The organism is Streptomyces sp. NPDC058469 (assembly GCF_042721125.1).
Lineage (GTDB): Bacteria > Actinomycetota > Actinomycetes > Streptomycetales > Streptomycetaceae > Streptomyces.
In genome coordinates, this window is record NZ_JBHXME010000009.1 from 59,267 (window position 1) to 73,532 (window position 14,266).

20 protein-coding genes are annotated in these 14,266 nt (G+C 69.7%); 12 read left to right on the top strand and 8 right to left on the bottom strand.

Going from position 1 to position 14,266, the window contains the following annotated elements; translation table 11 throughout:
• Nucleotides 1–282: 282 nt before the first annotated feature.
• Nucleotides 283–453, bottom strand: a complete 171-nt coding sequence (locus ACFWP5_RS07700; RefSeq protein ID WP_164369086.1) for a hydrophobic protein — start codon at nucleotides 451–453, stop codon at nucleotides 283–285.
• Nucleotides 454–633: 180 nt separating this feature from the next.
• On the opposite strand from ACFWP5_RS07700, the gene ACFWP5_RS07705 reads away from it, so the two are divergent.
• Nucleotides 634–810, top strand: coding sequence for a CsbD family protein (locus tag ACFWP5_RS07705; RefSeq protein WP_384151830.1), 177 nt, complete (start codon nucleotides 634–636; stop codon nucleotides 808–810).
• A gap of 301 nt (nucleotides 811–1,111) precedes the next feature.
• On the opposite strand, the gene ACFWP5_RS07710 is transcribed toward ACFWP5_RS07705, so the two are convergent.
• Nucleotides 1,112–1,501 carry an ATP-binding protein gene (locus ACFWP5_RS07710; protein WP_384151833.1) on the bottom strand — a complete coding sequence of 130 codons (390 nt, stop codon included), beginning with the start codon at nucleotides 1,499–1,501 and terminating at the stop codon, nucleotides 1,112–1,114.
• A gap of 901 nt (nucleotides 1,502–2,402) precedes the next feature.
• Here ACFWP5_RS07710 and ACFWP5_RS07715 point away from each other — a divergent pair.
• The 4 genes from ACFWP5_RS07715 to ACFWP5_RS07730 all read left to right on the top strand — a co-directional run bounded on the left by ACFWP5_RS07715 (nucleotide 2,403) and on the right by ACFWP5_RS07730 (nucleotide 4,486).
• Entirely contained in the window at nucleotides 2,403–2,741 is a 339-nt protein-coding gene (locus tag ACFWP5_RS07715; protein ID WP_384151836.1) for a MerR family transcriptional regulator, read from the top strand.
• 254 nt (nucleotides 2,742–2,995) lie between these two features.
• A complete protein-coding gene (locus ACFWP5_RS07720) occupies nucleotides 2,996–3,199 on the top strand; it encodes a cold-shock protein (protein WP_008735947.1) in 204 nt (67 codons plus the stop codon).
• A gap of 629 nt (nucleotides 3,200–3,828) precedes the next feature.
• Complete coding sequence (locus tag ACFWP5_RS07725; RefSeq protein ID WP_384151839.1) at nucleotides 3,829–4,065, top strand: LPP leucine zipper domain-containing protein; 237 nt, start codon at nucleotides 3,829–3,831, stop codon at nucleotides 4,063–4,065.
• A 70-nt stretch (nucleotides 4,066–4,135) separates the two neighbouring features.
• Entirely contained in the window at nucleotides 4,136–4,486 is a 351-nt protein-coding gene (locus ACFWP5_RS07730; RefSeq protein ID WP_384151842.1) for a hypothetical protein, read from the top strand.
• 113 nt (nucleotides 4,487–4,599) lie between these two features.
• Here ACFWP5_RS07730 and ACFWP5_RS07735 read toward each other — a convergent pair whose 3' ends face one another.
• The 3 genes from ACFWP5_RS07735 to ACFWP5_RS07745 are packed head-to-tail and all read right to left on the bottom strand — an operon-like array spanning nucleotide 4,600 to nucleotide 6,617.
• Entirely contained in the window at nucleotides 4,600–4,833 is a 234-nt protein-coding gene (locus tag ACFWP5_RS07735; RefSeq protein ID WP_384151845.1) for a tautomerase family protein, read from the bottom strand.
• 38 nt (nucleotides 4,834–4,871) lie between these two features.
• The gene (locus ACFWP5_RS07740) at nucleotides 4,872–5,783 is read right to left on the bottom strand and encodes an SDR family oxidoreductase (protein ID WP_384151847.1); all 912 of its coding nucleotides are present in this window, start codon (nucleotides 5,781–5,783) and stop codon (nucleotides 4,872–4,874) included.
• A gap of 42 nt (nucleotides 5,784–5,825) precedes the next feature.
• A complete protein-coding gene (locus ACFWP5_RS07745; RefSeq protein WP_384151850.1) occupies nucleotides 5,826–6,617 on the bottom strand; it encodes an SDR family oxidoreductase in 792 nt (263 codons plus the stop codon).
• A gap of 158 nt (nucleotides 6,618–6,775) precedes the next feature.
• Between ACFWP5_RS07745 and ACFWP5_RS07750 the strand changes: the two genes are divergently transcribed.
• From ACFWP5_RS07750 to ACFWP5_RS07765, 4 genes are all read left to right on the top strand, one after another.
• Nucleotides 6,776–7,681 carry a helix-turn-helix domain-containing protein gene (locus tag ACFWP5_RS07750; RefSeq protein WP_384151853.1) on the top strand — a complete coding sequence of 302 codons (906 nt, stop codon included), beginning with the start codon at nucleotides 6,776–6,778 and terminating at the stop codon, nucleotides 7,679–7,681.
• A 38-nt stretch (nucleotides 7,682–7,719) separates the two neighbouring features.
• Nucleotides 7,720–8,181: a hypothetical protein gene (locus ACFWP5_RS07755; RefSeq protein WP_384151856.1), complete on the top strand. Its 462-nt coding sequence runs from the start codon at nucleotides 7,720–7,722 to the stop codon at nucleotides 8,179–8,181.
• 316 nt (nucleotides 8,182–8,497) lie between these two features.
• Nucleotides 8,498–9,745 (top strand): sensor histidine kinase, encoded by a 1,248-nt coding sequence (locus ACFWP5_RS07760; protein WP_384151859.1) that lies wholly within the window; start codon nucleotides 8,498–8,500, stop codon nucleotides 9,743–9,745.
• Nucleotides 9,742–10,455, top strand: coding sequence for a response regulator (locus ACFWP5_RS07765; RefSeq protein WP_384151862.1), 714 nt, complete (start codon nucleotides 9,742–9,744; stop codon nucleotides 10,453–10,455). The genes ACFWP5_RS07760 and ACFWP5_RS07765 overlap by 4 nt, the downstream gene beginning before the upstream one ends.
• 15 nt (nucleotides 10,456–10,470) lie before the next feature.
• On the opposite strand, the gene ACFWP5_RS07770 is transcribed toward ACFWP5_RS07765, so the two are convergent.
• Both ACFWP5_RS07770 and ACFWP5_RS07775 read right to left on the bottom strand, forming a co-directional pair.
• Nucleotides 10,471–10,809 carry a DUF4333 domain-containing protein gene (locus tag ACFWP5_RS07770; protein WP_384151865.1) on the bottom strand — a complete coding sequence of 113 codons (339 nt, stop codon included), beginning with the start codon at nucleotides 10,807–10,809 and terminating at the stop codon, nucleotides 10,471–10,473.
• 195 nt (nucleotides 10,810–11,004) lie between these two features.
• Nucleotides 11,005–11,382: an ArsR/SmtB family transcription factor gene (locus ACFWP5_RS07775; protein ID WP_384151868.1), complete on the bottom strand. Its 378-nt coding sequence runs from the start codon at nucleotides 11,380–11,382 to the stop codon at nucleotides 11,005–11,007.
• 142 nt (nucleotides 11,383–11,524) lie between these two features.
• Between ACFWP5_RS07775 and ACFWP5_RS07780 the strand changes: the two genes are divergently transcribed.
• The 3 genes from ACFWP5_RS07780 to ACFWP5_RS07790 all read left to right on the top strand — a co-directional run bounded on the left by ACFWP5_RS07780 (nucleotide 11,525) and on the right by ACFWP5_RS07790 (nucleotide 13,793).
• Nucleotides 11,525–12,751, top strand: coding sequence for an MFS transporter (locus ACFWP5_RS07780; protein WP_384151870.1), 1,227 nt, complete (start codon nucleotides 11,525–11,527; stop codon nucleotides 12,749–12,751).
• A gap of 140 nt (nucleotides 12,752–12,891) precedes the next feature.
• Entirely contained in the window at nucleotides 12,892–13,116 is a 225-nt protein-coding gene (locus ACFWP5_RS07785; protein WP_384151873.1) for a hypothetical protein, read from the top strand.
• A 146-nt stretch (nucleotides 13,117–13,262) separates the two neighbouring features.
• Nucleotides 13,263–13,793, top strand: a complete 531-nt coding sequence (locus tag ACFWP5_RS07790; RefSeq protein ID WP_384151876.1) for a DUF5994 family protein — start codon at nucleotides 13,263–13,265, stop codon at nucleotides 13,791–13,793.
• Nucleotides 13,794–13,899: 106 nt separating this feature from the next.
• On the opposite strand, the gene ACFWP5_RS07795 is transcribed toward ACFWP5_RS07790, so the two are convergent.
• Complete coding sequence (locus ACFWP5_RS07795) at nucleotides 13,900–14,232, bottom strand: SCO4225 family membrane protein (protein ID WP_384151879.1); 333 nt, start codon at nucleotides 14,230–14,232, stop codon at nucleotides 13,900–13,902.
• Nucleotides 14,233–14,266 lie beyond the last annotated feature (34 nt).

Here is a 14,266-nt window from a genome sequence, read left to right on the forward strand (position 1 = left end):
ATCGAGTTCAGTGACGACTCTTCAAATCTTTGGAAATCCGATTACCCCGGCCGACTGGTCCCACACATTCGCATCGGAAAGAAGCATGGATGGCCGGAGGTGTTGTGCTGGAGGCCATGGTTTCTGGCGTCACAGGCACCTCCGGCGATGACCTGCAGGTACCCCGATTCGACAGAATCGCCATTCTCGTCCCGGCCGTAACAGGGGGACGAACAGGTGTGGGCCCGACACCTCGGCGCCGGGCCCACACCTGTCAGCTGTCAGAACGTGATTGGTGGCCGCCTACCAGCGGTACCAGCGGCCGCGCTTGCCACCGCTTGCCGTGGGGCGGATCACGAAGCCGAGGACCCACACGATCAGCACGATGACGGCTATCCACCACAGGGCCTTGAGTGCGAAACCGGCACCGAAGAGGATCAGGGCAAGCAAAAGAACAAGAAGAACAGGAACCATTGTTATCAACCTCCGAACCTTCATGTGCCCAGCGGAGCTATCTGCATTCCTGCGGATCTTATGTGTTTCTAGGCGGCCCGGCGCTACTGAAAGTCCGTACAGCAACTGCCCGGTTTGAAGGTGGAATCTGCGGCAAGAGGGGTGGCGAACCCAATTCGAGACAGGCAGGGGTGAGTGATTGTGGCTGCGAACGAGAAAGCTAAGGCCAAGGGCGAGCAGGCCAAGGGCAAGGTCAAGAAGGTCGTCGGCGGAGCGGTGGGCAACGAGTCCCTCAAGGCGAAGGGGCGTGCCGAGGAGACCAAGGGCAACCTGCGCGCGGCCAAGGAGAAGGCCAAGGACGCCATCAAGCCCAAGTAGAGCGCCACTCCTGATCCCGGTCCCGGCAGCACGTTGGCTGCCGGGACTCGTGCTGTCCGGCACCCGCGGCGCTCCATCGGCAGCCGGACAAGCCAACACGCGTGGCGTGCGTGAGGAACTCGGCTACGGCTGGTCGGCGTCTTGTGCCCGTATCGGCCGTGAGCGGCCACAGAGCGCGGGGACGGCGGGGGCGGTGCCCGGGGTCGGCCACTCCAGCAGGGAGGAGTCGTGGGCGGAAGAGCCTCGCGCGGCGTCGCTGAAGGTCGGCTTCCGTAACCCGCACCGTTTCCAGGTCCCGGCGTTACCGGGCGAGGAGAGCACTTACGGTCTTGCCGCCGGCCGCCTGGCTGGTCACGGAGGTGGCCTGGGCGAGGCGGTTGACCATGGGCCAGCCGAAGCCCCCGGTGCCACCGTTCAGGTCGGGAGTGCGCATGCGCGGCGTCTGTGGGCTGTGGTCGTACACGGCCACCTCGATGCCGTCCGGGTGCGCGGTCAGCTCCAGGGTGCAGGTGCCGCCGCCGTGGCGCAGGGCGTTGGTGACGAGCTCCGAGACGACCAGGATCACGGTGTCGGCGGCCTCGGCTGCGATCGGATGGTCGAGACCTTCGAGGAAGTCCCGGGCGCTTTCACGTGTGCCGGCGACGGATGTCGCGGAGCGGGCAGCTGCGACGTTGACGCTCATCGTGTTCAACAGGTCACCCCGGTCTCTGGATCGTTGTCCGGTTTTGCCTGCCGGGCATTGTGCCCCCGCCTGCGACCCGTTAACCAGGCGGTGACAGCCCCATGCTCCTGCTCCGCCGCTGTTCGAGGCCGACTACCTCACTGTCGAACGCGCGGAAATCTGTGTTTGTTGGAGTAGACATTGGCCCTGGGGCGTGGTTATGGTTCTCTCGTAGCTCAGAGAGACAGCAGGGCCTGGCAGACACGAACTGCCGGGCAGAGCAGTATCCGCAGGTGCAGTTCGCAGGACGGTGCGGTGGTGGAGTTGCGAAGCCAGGGTTGTTGCAGGACGGCGACGGGACTGACGACCGGACCGGGTGGCCCGCAGTGATCAGGGGCTGCCATGAGCAGGACCGCGATTGACGCGGTGGCAGTACCTGTAAGTGCAGTTCGCAGGACCCAGCAGTGAAGTCAGTGAGCAGCACCTCGGTGAAGGCGTCGGCTGCGGACGCGCGCACCGGGAGGTTCGGCAGTGGGGTTCCAAGCCAGGGCAGACGCAGGACGGGCGACGGGGCTGGCTGCCGAAGAGCGGTGCTGTCACAGGCCGCTGAGCAGTACGCATCACCAGCAGTACCAGCAGTGCGCAGTACCCCACTTGTAAGCAGTTGATCCCAGAGGGAAGAACGGAGGAGCCGAGCGCCATCAGGATCGCCCGGGCCGACATTTTGAACCCGGGTACCGCAGGACATCGATAGTGAGGTGGTCTCCGGTCAAGCAACCGCGATCCCAGCAGCCCCGACGGCATCTCGGTCGGGTCTGCGGAAACAGAGGGCCGGCGCAGTATCAGGGTCGGCAGATGGTGTAGCAGTTCCTTCGGGGCCTTGGTGCCATTGGCACCAAGGCCCCTCGACGCGTTCCACAGAGAGGTGCAGATGACAGCAGACGACTCGTTCGGCCGTATCGACGACGACGACTACCCCGCCTACACGATGGGCGGAGCCGCCGAACTGCTCGGCACCACGCAGGGCTTCCTCCGCGCCCTCGGCGAAGCCCGCCTGATCACCCCGCTCCGCTCCACCGGCGGCCACCGCCGCTACTCCCGCTACCAGTTGCGCATCGCCGCCCGCGCCCGCGAACTCGTCGACCACGGAACCTCCGTCGAGGCCGCCTGCCGCATCATCGTCCTCGAAGACCAGCTCGAAGAAGCCCAGCGCATCAACGCCGAATACCGCCGCGCCGCCGAAACACCGAACCCGACGGCCACATCCTGAGACGGGTGCCCGTCGGCATCGGCGGGCACCGTACTCCCGGTCCCGGTCCCGGTCCCGGTGTTCGGAGTGATCGCTTTCTCTGGTGACGCGGGGTGTGGGCATGTAGCGTTTGTGTCAGCTGTCGTGGTTCGGAATTCCCTATAGCCCACGCTCTTGGCGTGGGCGTTTTGCTGTGCTGTGCCGCAGGGACCAGGGCGATCACCTCCGCCTTCCACACGGAGTGGAAGGCGTTCATCGACTGGAAGGCGCGAGACATGGCTACGGGAACTGTGAAGTGGTTCAACGCGGAGAAGGGCTTCGGCTTCATCGCCCAGGACGGCGGCGGCCCTGACGTCTTCGCGCACTACTCCGCGATCAACTCCTCGGGCTTCCGCGAACTCCAGGAGGGCCAGGTCGTGACGTTCGACGTCACCCAGGGCCAGAAGGGCCCCCAGGCCGAAAACATCAACCCGGCCTGACCTCGCAGCCCTGCCCGAGGGATCGCGCACGCCGCGGCGGTGACCGACGCCTCCCATGGGTGCCGTGCTGCTCACCCTGACAAGGGGAGCGGCTCTCGTGCCGGGCGTCGACAGGACTTGTGGTGCACAGGATCAGGGCCGCGCAGCAATGGCTGGGCGGTCCTGACCTGTTGAGGTGAATCCGGGGCCGGCGCAACCTCGGCCGCAGACTTCCTGAGCCCGGTGGGTTCGAGCGTCGTCCCGGGCTCGGTCGCCTCCCCGTACGCGTTGCCGATGGCCCCGGCCGCGACGCTACGGCCCAGGTCGCTCGCGCGCAGTTCGCCGGCGACCGGAGTGTTGCTCGGAAGTGGCCCAGGAGCAACGAGCCGGATGAGTAGGGATACCGGGCCGGGGTGGCTACGGTGACGCGAATTGGGATCACCGAGGCGCCTCGAATCGGCCCCGATCTGTGAAGATCGCCGCCCCTGGGATACCGGCCGCCTCCTGGCGCCCTCCGACACCGCCGGCAGGTGGCTCGGGCGGGACGGCCGCTGCGGGACGGCCACGCCGCCGGGTGGGTGCATGCTCTGGTTCGGTGGCGTCGTGAGGTGCAGTGGAGTTCTCCCCGCCTTTGACGCTCGGAGTTCCGCATGCGTACCCGTACCGCTGCTGCCGCCACCTTCCTCACCCTTGGAGCACTGCTGGGCACCGCAGGTACCGCCGGCGCCGTTCCCGGTGACGACTGCCTTTTCTGCTCCCCGACGGCCAAGATCGATCAGTTGAGCAGTGACGTCTCCGCTATGAGAAGTGACGTCCAGGCGGCCAAGGACGACGCCGCGAGGGCGAACCAGCGGCTCGACAACCAGGCGCACGCCTACAAGGAGTAGTCACCGCGACGGCGTGGAAGGCTCGCGAGGTTTCACGAACGGGTTCTCACCTCACCGGAGCCTGCTGAAGTTGACCGCGCACCCGGACAACTTCACCCGCATCACGGGCACCGCCGCGGAGGCCGAGCAGGCCCTGCGGCGCTTCACCCGCGGCGGTCCCAGGCCCTCGAAGAACTCGGGCGTACGGTGCGTACGGTCTTCGCGTGCGACTACCTGGCCGGCGCCGGCCGGGGCGGAGAAGCCGAGCGACGAGGACCGGCGCGGCCTGACCGCGCTGTTCTGGTCCGACGTCAACGTCTGCCCGTACGGCACCTTCGGCCTGGACATGGACGAGCGGCTCGACCTGGGGCCGGCCGCTGCCGTGCCCCGTCCCCGTACCTCGGTGGACATCGCCGACCGATCGAGTACGGGGACACATTGAAGGGCTTCGCCGATCTCACCGGCCCCCGGATGAACGAGGCCGTGTGGCGGACGCTCGACCCGGGGGCCCTCGGTTTCAAGGGTGCTGTCCTGGCCGAATGACGGCCGGTGCGGTCAGGCGCTGCTGGTGTCGGTCGGTGCCGCCTCGCCGCCGAGCATGGCGAGGGTCAGCACGTTGCCGGAGATGCCCCAGCCGCCGTCGGGGACCTCTTCGATCAGAACCATGGTGGTGGCGCGGGCGCGCTCGCCGTAGAGCTCGACATACAGCTCGGTGGTGCGGGTGACGATCTCCTCCTTCTGCTTCGGGGTGAGGGTCTTCTCGAGGACCTTGAAGTTCGCGAAAGGCATGGCTGGTTGTTCCTTTTCTCAGTGTTCTCAGTGGGGTGTTACAGGGAGCTGCCCGCGGTGAGCAGGCTGTCCAGTCCGATGCGGTGGAAGAAGTCGGCGCGGATGCGGTCGGCGACCGCGGAGACAACTTCGCTGCCGTCTCGGCTGGGGTCTATGTGGGTGCGCAGAGGCCGGGTGCCGTGCTTCATCGCGACGAGTCGTGCGACGGCTTCGGCGACCTCGGCCACATCGGCGTCCGAGGGGATGAGCGCGGCCAGGCGCTTGCCCAGATCGCCCATGAGGGGTTGGTGACGCTGGTCGTAGGCTTCCGCACGGTCGGCGTCGGCGGGGGCACTCGCGTTGGCGAAGTGGTTGGTGCCGGTGGTGAACGCACCGGGCACCACGATCGCGGTGTCGATGCCGAACGGGAGCACCTCGGCGGCGTAGCTGACGGCCAGGGCGTCCATCGCGGCCTTGGCGGCGAAGTACGGGGCCAGGAACGGGGGGCAGCCGCCGCGGGTGCTGGAGCTGCCGATCCACAGCAGCAGCCCCGAGCCCTGCTCACGCAACGTCGGCAGGGCGGCGCGGTTGACGCGCTGGGTGCCCAGAACATTCACGTCGTACAGGTCCGCGAACTGCTCGGTGGTGAACGCCTCGGCGGCACCCAGGACCATGTGCCCGGCGTTGTGCACGACCACGTCCAGCCGGCCGCGCTCGGCGAGGATCCGGTCGACCGCGGCGTCGGCGGAGTCCTGGGAGGTGACGTCCAGCTCGACGGCGTGGACGTCGACCCGGTGGTCGGTGCCGTAGCGCGTCAGGTCGGCCGCCGCGGTCGCGTTGCGGGTCGCGATCTGGCGGATGCCCGCGTACACGGTGTGACCGGCGAGGGCCAGGGCACGCACGGACAGTGCCCCGATGCCGCTGGAGGCCCCGGTGACGAGGATGACCTTCCCTGTTTCGTCGTTCGTCATGACAGGGCCTTTCGTTGATCGATGGGGTGGTTGCGGGCGGTTTTAGATGATTCCGCCGTTGGCGCGGATGACCTGTCCGTTGATCCAGTGGCCGGACGGGGAGGCCAGGAACGCGACGACCTCGGCGATGTCGGTCGGGGTACCGAGGCGCTCCAGCGGGGGCTGGGCGGCCAGGCGGGCGATGGTCTCCTCGTCCTTGCCGTCCAGGAACAGGTCGGTGGCCGTGGGGCCGGGCGCGACGGTGTTGGCGGTGACGTCCCGGCCCCGCAGCTCGCGGGCCAGGATCAGCGTCAGCGCCTCGACCGCCCCCTTGCTGGCGGCGTATGCGCCGTAGCCCGGGAAGGCCAGCCCCACCACGGACGTGGAGAACGTCACGATCGAGCCGCCGGGGCGCACACGGCGGGCGGCCTGCTGGAGGACGACGAACGTGCCGCGGATGTTGGTGCGGTGCAGGTCGTCCAGGACGGCCAGGTCCAGCTCGGCGATCGGAGCCAGTTGCATCCGCCCGGCCGCGTGCACGACTACGTCAACGCCGTCGCCGCCGCCGAACTCTGCTTCGGCCGCGTCGAACAAGGCCGCGACCGCGTGTTCGTCGGCGACGTCCGCGCGCACCGCGATCGCCCGGCCACCGCCGGTGACGGCCTCCTTCACGGCGGCTTCGGCCTCGTCCTGGTTGCCGGCGTAGCCGACCACGACGGCGTACCCGTCGGCGGCCAGCCGGCCGACGGTCCGGCGGCCGATGCCGCGCGAGCCGCCGGTGACGATCGCGACACGGGGTGAGGCGGAGGGCTGGGCCGAGGCAGCGGTCCCGCCGGGGGAAGTGGGGACAGGCATGGCTGACTCCTGTGGTGGAAGGGGGGCGGGCTACGGCCTTGCCGTTGCCCTGCTGCGTCCTCCACGATCTGCCGGTTCCCCATCCCTAGCCAGGGCTGCGTCTACCCAGGGGATGCCACCCCCTGGCTGCGCTCCGGCGTACGAGCGACCATGGAGGGGTGAACCTTCCAGAACTCGGCGCCTTCCTCAGGACGCGCCGCGACCGCATCCGCCCCGCCGAGGTCGGTCTCCCCCAAGGCCCGCGCCGGCGCGTCCCCGGGCTGCGCCGCGAGGAAGTCGCGCAGCTGGCAGGGCTGTCGGCCGACTACTACACCGAGCTGGAACGCGGCAGCGCGAAGAACGGCGTGCAGCCCTCGGCCCAGACCCTGGCCGCCCTCGCCCGAGCCCTGCGCCTGAACGGCGACGAGCGCGACCACCTGTTCCACCTGGCCGAACGGCCGATCCCCCCGTCAGCACACGGACCATCGGCACACGTGCAGCCCGCGCTCCTCGGACTCCTGGACCGGCTGTCCAACACCCCCGCCCGCGTCATCACCGACCTGCACGAAACCCTGGTGGAAAACGACCTGGCCCTGGCCCTGCTCGGCAGGTCCCCGGCACGCCGCGGCCCGGCGGCGAGCTTGGTGTACCGCTGGTTCACCGACCCGCGGGCGCGCGAGATTTACCCGCCCGAGGATCACCCGCACCACTCCCGGGTGTTCGTGGCCGACCTCCAGGCAGCGGCCGCCCGGCGCGGCCGGGACGCGGGGGTCACGAAGATGGTCGCCGTGCTACGCCGCGGCAGCCAGGAGTTCGCAGCCCTCTGGGACACCCACGACGTCGCGGTGCGCCGCATGGACCACAAGAGGATCGTCCACCCCATGCTCGGCGTCATCGAACTCGACTGCTACAACCTCCTCAGCGAGGACGGTCGGCAACGCCTGCTGTGGTTCACCGCCCCGCCCGGAAGCCCGGGAGCCGAGCAGCTGGAACTGCTGTCTGTCGTGGGGACCCAGGAGCTGGGCGTCACGGAGGGCATGGCACCGGAAGGGGTGTCCGCGGCGGAATCCGGATCGCAGCGCTGACCCGCGCCGCAGAGGCAGGACCGCCTTCCCGGCAAGGCGTGGCGGCCAAGTCCCTCGACGCACAGCTCGACTCCCTCGCCGAGGCCGGGGTGACGCGCGGCTTCTCGGCGAAGATCTCCACCCGCGCCACAGAGCGGCCCGAGCCGGCGGCCGCCGTGAAGCTCGTCGGGGGGATCCGCTCCTCCGGCGTCGCCGTCCCCCTCGTCGACCACGAACACAGGCGGCTCGGCCGTGGCATCGAACTCGCCCCGCTCGCCGGGGAACTGAAGGCGGGCGATGCCGGGCTGGAGTTCCTCACCGGGGAGCTGAGGGACTCGCACGACCCGTCCGGGCCGGCGTGCCTGTGGCGGGTTTGGACCCTGGCAGCCCCAACAACCCTCGCAGTCCCGGAAGTTCGCCCAGTGCCGGTGAGGTCCATACCTCGCCCGGCTTCGGGAAACGTGGCATGCCGGGGGGCGGGGGACTGGCTTGCTGTCCCGGGAGTGCGGCGACGTCGATGACCGTCACCGGTTCGCCGTTGATGAACGTGGTCGCTACGGCCTGTATCGCCACCGCGTGTGAGAGGCCGGACTTCGCGGGGGTGCGCCAGTCGGTGTGGGCCGCGCGTTCGCCGAAGCCCAAGTTGGCGGCCACGCACAGGAACAGGAGCGTGGTGCAGAGGGCCGAGGCGGTCACGGAGAGGGCCACGCCGAGGTTGCCGTGGCGGCCGCCGCCTCGTATACGGCACTTCGCCTCGGCCGGGCGACCGGTTCGAGCTCCTCACGTCGTCCTTTCGGCCGAGGCCGGGTGGTAACGGGCGCCCCTACGCTGCGAGTTGTGCGAGATCTGGACCGTGGTAACCATCAGAACCTGGACGACCAGGCGCCCCTCTCCCGGCTGTCCCGCCGTACCGCGCTCACCGCGTTGGCGTTGGTCATGGCGCTGTTGTGGGTGCTCGACGTGGCCTCCGTCGTCACCACCGCCGGGCTCGAAGGGAACGGCGTGTGGTGGCGGGTGGTGCCCGGTGTTGTGGCCGCCGTGGCGTTGTTGTCGCCGGGCAGGCCGCCCGCGTTGACCTGGGGCGCGGGGGTGGCCGTGGCCGTCTCCTGGGCGGTCACGCTGGGGCTGCTCACGTCCGTGACGCCGACCTTCGCCGGCTGGGGGCTGTTGGAGACGCTGTGTCTGCTGCTGCTGTTGGTGCGGACTACGAAGGACGTGTCGTCGCCCTGGCAGGCCGCAACTCTGGGCGCCGCACTCGGTGTTGCCGTGATCGCGGCACCGATGCGGTTGGACGGCAGCGGGGTCGTCTTCGCCTTCCTGCTGACCTTTCCCACGGGCGCTGCCGTCGGGCTCGGTTGCTATCTGCGGAGCCTCGACGACCGTAGAAGGCGCGCGGTCGCCGGTGTCCGGCAGAGCGAGCGGCTTGAACTCGCCCGGGAACTCCATGACTTCGTCGCTCACCACGTCACGGGGATCGTCGTGCAGGCGCAGGCCGCGCGGGCTATTCGGGAGAGTGCGCCGGAGCAGGTGGACGTGTTGCTCGGGCACATCGAGCGGGCCGGGTCCGAAACCCTGCAGTCCATGCGGAAGTTGGTGCGGGTGCTGCGCGAGGACGACGGGCGGGCGGTGCGGCCGGGGGATCTCTTCGCCGAACTGGGGGAACTGGTCGCGGCGTTCGCCGAACGCGACGCCCCCGCCACCCTCCAGGTCGCGGCCGAGGTGCGGCAGGCGCGGCCCGATCCCGAGGTGGAGACGTCCGTTCGGAACGTGGTGCGGGAGGGGCTGACGAACGTACGACGTCATGCGTCGGGATCGCCGTCCGTGTCCGTGCGGGTCGCGTTGGCGGGCGAGGGGGACGGGGATGCCCGGCGGCTTCGGGTCGAGGTGCACAACGCGCCGTCCTCGCGGCGGGCCGCGCCGAACGCCGAACCGCTCGGCGGGCGGGGCGGCTTGGGACTCGTCGGGCTGGCCGAACGGACCGAGGCGGTCGGTGGCACGCTGCACGCGAGCCGGGCCGAGGACGGGGGGTGGCGGCTGACGGCGGAGTTTCCGTTGCGCGGGGCTGTGACAGGATCGCCCGCATGACCGATGCGAGTGCCGGTGCGGGCGCGGGTGGTTCAGAAAGACGCATCCGGGTTCTGATCGCCGACGACCAGGAAATGGTGCGCACCGGATTCCGGCTGATCCTCCAACTCCAGCCCGACATCGAGGTGGTGGGCGAGGCGGCCGACGGCGCGGAGTGCGTGGAGCTGGCCAGGAAACTGCGGCCCGACGTGTGTCTCGTCGACATCCGGATGCCGAAACTCGACGGGCTGGAGGTGACCCGGCTGCTCGCGGGTCCGAAGGCCGTCGATCCGTTGCGAGTCGTGGTCGTGACGACCTTCGACCAGGACGACTATGTCTACGGGGCGTTGCACGGCGGCGCCTGCGGGTTCCTGCTGAAGGACGCAGGACCCGGGCTGCTGGTGGAGGCTGTACGCGCGGCTTCGCGCGGTGACGCGCTGGTGTCGCCGGCCGTGACCGTACGGCTGTTGGAGCGGATCGGTGAGCAGCGGCCGGCCGCGGAGGCCGCCCGGCGGGCCGCGGTGTCCTCAAGTCCCCTGACGGGACGGGAGCTTGATGTGGTGCGGCTGGTCGCCGAGGGGCGGACCAACCAGGAGATCTGCGCCGAGCTGTTCGTGTCGCTGTCGACCGTCAAGACCCATATGGCCAGCGTCCAGGGCAAGTTGAAGCTGCGGAACCGGGTGGAGATCGCCGCCTGGGCATGGCGGTGCGGCGTGGTCGGCGACCGCTGATCGCCCTCGGCCCGCCTACTTCGTCAGGCCGTAGTCGAAGCTCACGCGGTCGCCGTGCACTCCGGTGACGGAGATCAGCATCTTCTTGGTCTGGCCCTTGAAGACGGCGCTGCACTCCACGGTGTAGTCCATCTTCGCGCGCAGCCCGCTCGGGCAGCTCACGGACTGCGGGCCGTCCTGGAAGAAGGGGATGGCGTAGTTCTCCTTGGCCTGCTTCTCCACCTCGGCGCGCGGCACCGTGTGGTCCGCGCCGCTCGCGGTGGCGACCGACGAGTTGTCGAACACGTTCCATGCCACCACGACGCCGCCGGCCAGTACGGCGGCCGCGGCCAGGGCGATGACGATGCGCTTCATGCGGAGCTCCTCGATTCGCGGTGCGGCCGGTCCCCACCGGCTGCTGTCCTCAGAGCTTCCTCCCGCGCGGGTGCCTGTCGCCTCGGCCGGGCGGACGGTTGCGGGGCCGGGCCTCGGCCGGAAGTACGAGGCCGTCCGGCGGTGCAAGGTCCGGCGGTACAACGTCCGTCAGTACGGGGGCCGTTCGGCGTTCGTTCACGCCTCGGGTGTCCAGGTCGCGACCAGGTCCAGCAGGCCCGGGAAGCGGGAGTTGAGGTCGTCGGCGCGTACCTGGCTGCGGCGTTCGAGGCCGTACTGGCGTTGGCGGGTCAGGCCTGCCTCCCGTAGGGCCTTGAAGTGGTGGGTGAGGGAGGACTTGGGGCGGTCGAGGCCGAACCAGCCGCAGGTGTGGTCGAACTGCTCCGATTCCAGAAGGAGTTTGCGGACGATCGTCAGCCGCAGCGGGTCGCTGAGAGCGCCGAGGACGGTCTCCAGGCGGAGTTCGTCGACCGCCGGCTCCGGGAGAGGGGCGGGCAGGCCCGGCGGTTCCGGGAGCGACCTGATGGTGGGCGCGGTGCCCGTGACCGGAGACATGGCGGCTCCTCGTGGCTCGATGCGGGTTGATGCGGCGCTCGATTTCCTTGTACGACTCAAATCGTACTGCATGCTAAGTTCGACTCGACTCGTACTGGATCTGCCTGGGGATACCAGGCGTACTTGGGGGTAGGGCACCGTGATGTCCGAAACTCGGACCGCATCGAAATCGAACCAGGTCGTCGCCCCACTGTGGTGGGTCTGGCTGGCCGCGTGGCCCGTCACCGCCGTGTTCGTGTTGTCGAACGCCGCTACGCCGCTCTATGTGCTGTGGCAGCGGGACATCGGGTTCTCCAAGGGCACCCTGACCGTGGTGTTCGCGTGCTACATCGTCGGGCTCATCGGCTCGCTGCTCGTCTCCGGCGTGGTCTCCGACCGGCTCGGCCGCAAGCCCGTCCTGCTGCCGGCCCTCGCGCTCGCCCTCGCGGCCTGTCTCGTCTTCGCGACCGCCACCAGCGTGGCCGCGCTGATCGTGGCCCGGCTGTTCAGCGGCATCGCCGTCGGGGCCGTCGTCTCGGCCGGTATGGCCGCGGTGACCGACGTGGCCGGGCCCGGGCGCAAACGGATCGCCGCGCTGCTCGCGTCCTGCGCGATGGTCTTCGGGGCCGGGCTCGGTCCGCTGCTCGCCGGTGTGCTCTCCGAGACGGCGCCCGCGCCGACCGTCACCGTCTTCGTCGTCGAGGCCGTGCTGCTGCTCAGCGCGGTGCTCGCCGTCCTGCGCATGCCGGTCCGGCGTCCTACGGCGCCCGCGAAGGGGGCCTGGGTGCGGATGCCCGGGGTGCCGCCCTGCAATGGGCGTCAACTCGCCCTGGGGATCGCCGTGTTCGCGCCCGGCATCACCGCCACGTCGTTCGTGCTCTCGCTCGGACCCTCACTGCTGTCCGGGTTGCTCGGCACCACCAGCCGGATCGTCGCGGGTGCCATGGCGTTCGCGATGTTCCTCGCCGCCACCGGGGTGCAGTTCGCCGTACGGCGGCTGAGCCGGTCCGCGATCCTCGCGGCGGGCGCGGTGAGCACCTCGCTGAGCATGGCCGCCCTGATCGTCGCCGTGCACACCTCGGCGGTACCGGTCCTCGTCGCCGCCGCGCTGCTCGCCGGTGCGGGACAGGGGATGGGACAGCTCGGCGGGCTCTCCCTGCTCAACTCCAGCGTGCCGCCGGAACGGCTGGCGGAGGCCAACGCCGCGCTCAACGTGGGGGGTTACGTCCTCGCGGGCATCCTGCCCGTGTCCGCCGGGTATCTCAGCGACGCGGTGGGGCTGACCGGCGGCGCCACGGTCTTCGGGGGCGTACTCATGGCTCTCGCGGTGGTGGGCGGGCTGGTGGTCGTGGGAGCCCGGCGCGGATCGCACGAGCGCCGGCTGCCGTGAAGGTCGTAGGGGGGAAGGCCATGACAGGAAGGCCCGCAACGGGGACCCGTGTCCTCCTCGCCTACCACCGCTGAACTGCCCGTACTCCACGGTCAGTTGCGAGAGCCAGGCTCCGGTCCGGTCGAAAGAGAGGTTCCCGTATGGCAGTTGAGGGTGTTCATCCCGAGTTGATCCGCGACGAGCATCCCTGGCAGTCGCACCAGGGCTGGCATGGGTACGCGCATGTGCGGATGTGGCGGACGGCACCGGATCAGGTGACCGTGGCGATCAGCGGACGCGGCGCCGAATCCGACCTGGAGACCGTGCTCCCGCTGCTCCGCGCCGAGTACCCGGACGACCACTCGACCGGCTGGGGCGGCGCCTGAGCCGCCGGGGAAACGGCCGGTGAGTGCCTGAGGAGTACGCTCGAAGTCACCGAGGGTATTCCGCGCACCGGCCTCCACGCCCGTGTCGTTTTCGGCGATTGAATACGCCGGGCCGGTTGCGACCGGCCCAGAGCAGGGTTCGCGTCATGACTGCGCCCGTTTCGTACACGCCGACACCCGAGGACGGGATACCTGAGGACGAGGTACCCAAGGACGAGGCGGCCGCTCCCGCGCTCCGTATGTCGCTGGCTCCCCTTGGTTCGGAGCCCGCCCTGCTGGACGGTGCCTGGTGGCCCCGGTCCCGGGATCTGGGGGCGGAGCTTCCCGCGCTGGTCGCCGTGCTCGACTCGTTGTGGGGGCGGATCACGCGGGTCACGGTGAACCCCACGCACTGGCCGGCCGCCTTCCCGCGCAAGGTGCCGGTCGACGGGCACATCGTGAAGGTGGGCTGGTTCCTGGGCGAGCAGGACCCGCACCAGCTGCTGCTCCTGTCGTACCGCACCTCCCGCTGGGACCTGCTCGTCGTACCCCCTGAGACGGACCCCACCACGGCGGCCTGGCTGATGACCGCCGCGAGTGATCCGCTGCGCACGTCGACCGGGAGTGAGCTGGTCGCGGAGGCGGCGAGCGTGCGGGACGCGTACCCCATATCGGACGTCGTTACGACGCCCTCCTGAACGCGCGCGGTTCGGCCATCACCTGGTCGTGCAGGCGGGCGCAGGGTGTCGTGCCCGATGCGAAGCAGGGCGAACACCGCGGCCTCAGCCTGGTCCTGCCCGGGGCTCAGCGGGTCGCGTCCGACTGGTTGCCGCGGCTCAGTGCGCGGGCGCACCAGCCGATGATCGAGGCGTTCACCAGTGCCCCGAGGACGACGGCGACGATCAGCATCGCCTTGCCGCCCGGCAGCGCGAGGACCACGAGGCTGGCCGGGGCGGTGGCCAGGAGGGGGACGACGGCCGCCATCGAACCGCCCGAGTCGTCCATGACGGTCACGACGACCATCCAGATGACGATGGCCACGCAGATCCCGAGGTAGGCGAGGGCGAAGGGGTTGCGGAGGTTCTGGCCGAGTCGGTGGAGCGGGGAACGGGCGGCGTCGGCGTCGGTACTGGGCATGGCTGTACTCCTAAGTGCCGTTAATTAAAGGGAC

What these genes read in the sequence shown, in the direction of transcription:
- ACFWP5_RS07700 (WP_164369086.1), bottom strand. Translation starts at nt 453, where the DNA reads ATGGTTCCTGTTCTTCTTGTTCTTTTGCTTGCCCTGATCCTCTTCGGT.
- ACFWP5_RS07715 (WP_384151836.1), top strand. Translation starts at nt 2,403, where the DNA reads ATGACAGCAGACGACTCGTTCGGCCGTATCGACGACGACGACTACCCC.
- ACFWP5_RS07720 (WP_008735947.1), top strand. Translation starts at nt 2,996, where the DNA reads ATGGCTACGGGAACTGTGAAGTGGTTCAACGCGGAGAAGGGCTTCGGC.
- ACFWP5_RS07725 (WP_384151839.1), top strand. Translation starts at nt 3,829, where the DNA reads ATGCGTACCCGTACCGCTGCTGCCGCCACCTTCCTCACCCTTGGAGCA.
- ACFWP5_RS07735 (WP_384151845.1), bottom strand. Translation starts at nt 4,833, where the DNA reads ATGCCTTTCGCGAACTTCAAGGTCCTCGAGAAGACCCTCACCCCGAAG.
- ACFWP5_RS07740 (WP_384151847.1), bottom strand. Translation starts at nt 5,783, where the DNA reads ATGACGAACGACGAAACAGGGAAGGTCATCCTCGTCACCGGGGCCTCC.
- ACFWP5_RS07745 (WP_384151850.1), bottom strand. Translation starts at nt 6,617, where the DNA reads ATGCCTGTCCCCACTTCCCCCGGCGGGACCGCTGCCTCGGCCCAGCCC.
- ACFWP5_RS07765 (WP_384151862.1), top strand. Translation starts at nt 9,742, where the DNA reads ATGACCGATGCGAGTGCCGGTGCGGGCGCGGGTGGTTCAGAAAGACGC.
- ACFWP5_RS07770 (WP_384151865.1), bottom strand. Translation starts at nt 10,809, where the DNA reads ATGAAGCGCATCGTCATCGCCCTGGCCGCGGCCGCCGTACTGGCCGGC.
- ACFWP5_RS07775 (WP_384151868.1), bottom strand. Translation starts at nt 11,382, where the DNA reads ATGTCTCCGGTCACGGGCACCGCGCCCACCATCAGGTCGCTCCCGGAA.
- ACFWP5_RS07780 (WP_384151870.1), top strand. Translation starts at nt 11,525, where the DNA reads ATGTCCGAAACTCGGACCGCATCGAAATCGAACCAGGTCGTCGCCCCA.
- ACFWP5_RS07785 (WP_384151873.1), top strand. Translation starts at nt 12,892, where the DNA reads ATGGCAGTTGAGGGTGTTCATCCCGAGTTGATCCGCGACGAGCATCCC.
- ACFWP5_RS07790 (WP_384151876.1), top strand. Translation starts at nt 13,263, where the DNA reads ATGACTGCGCCCGTTTCGTACACGCCGACACCCGAGGACGGGATACCT.
- ACFWP5_RS07795 (WP_384151879.1), bottom strand. Translation starts at nt 14,232, where the DNA reads ATGCCCAGTACCGACGCCGACGCCGCCCGTTCCCCGCTCCACCGACTC.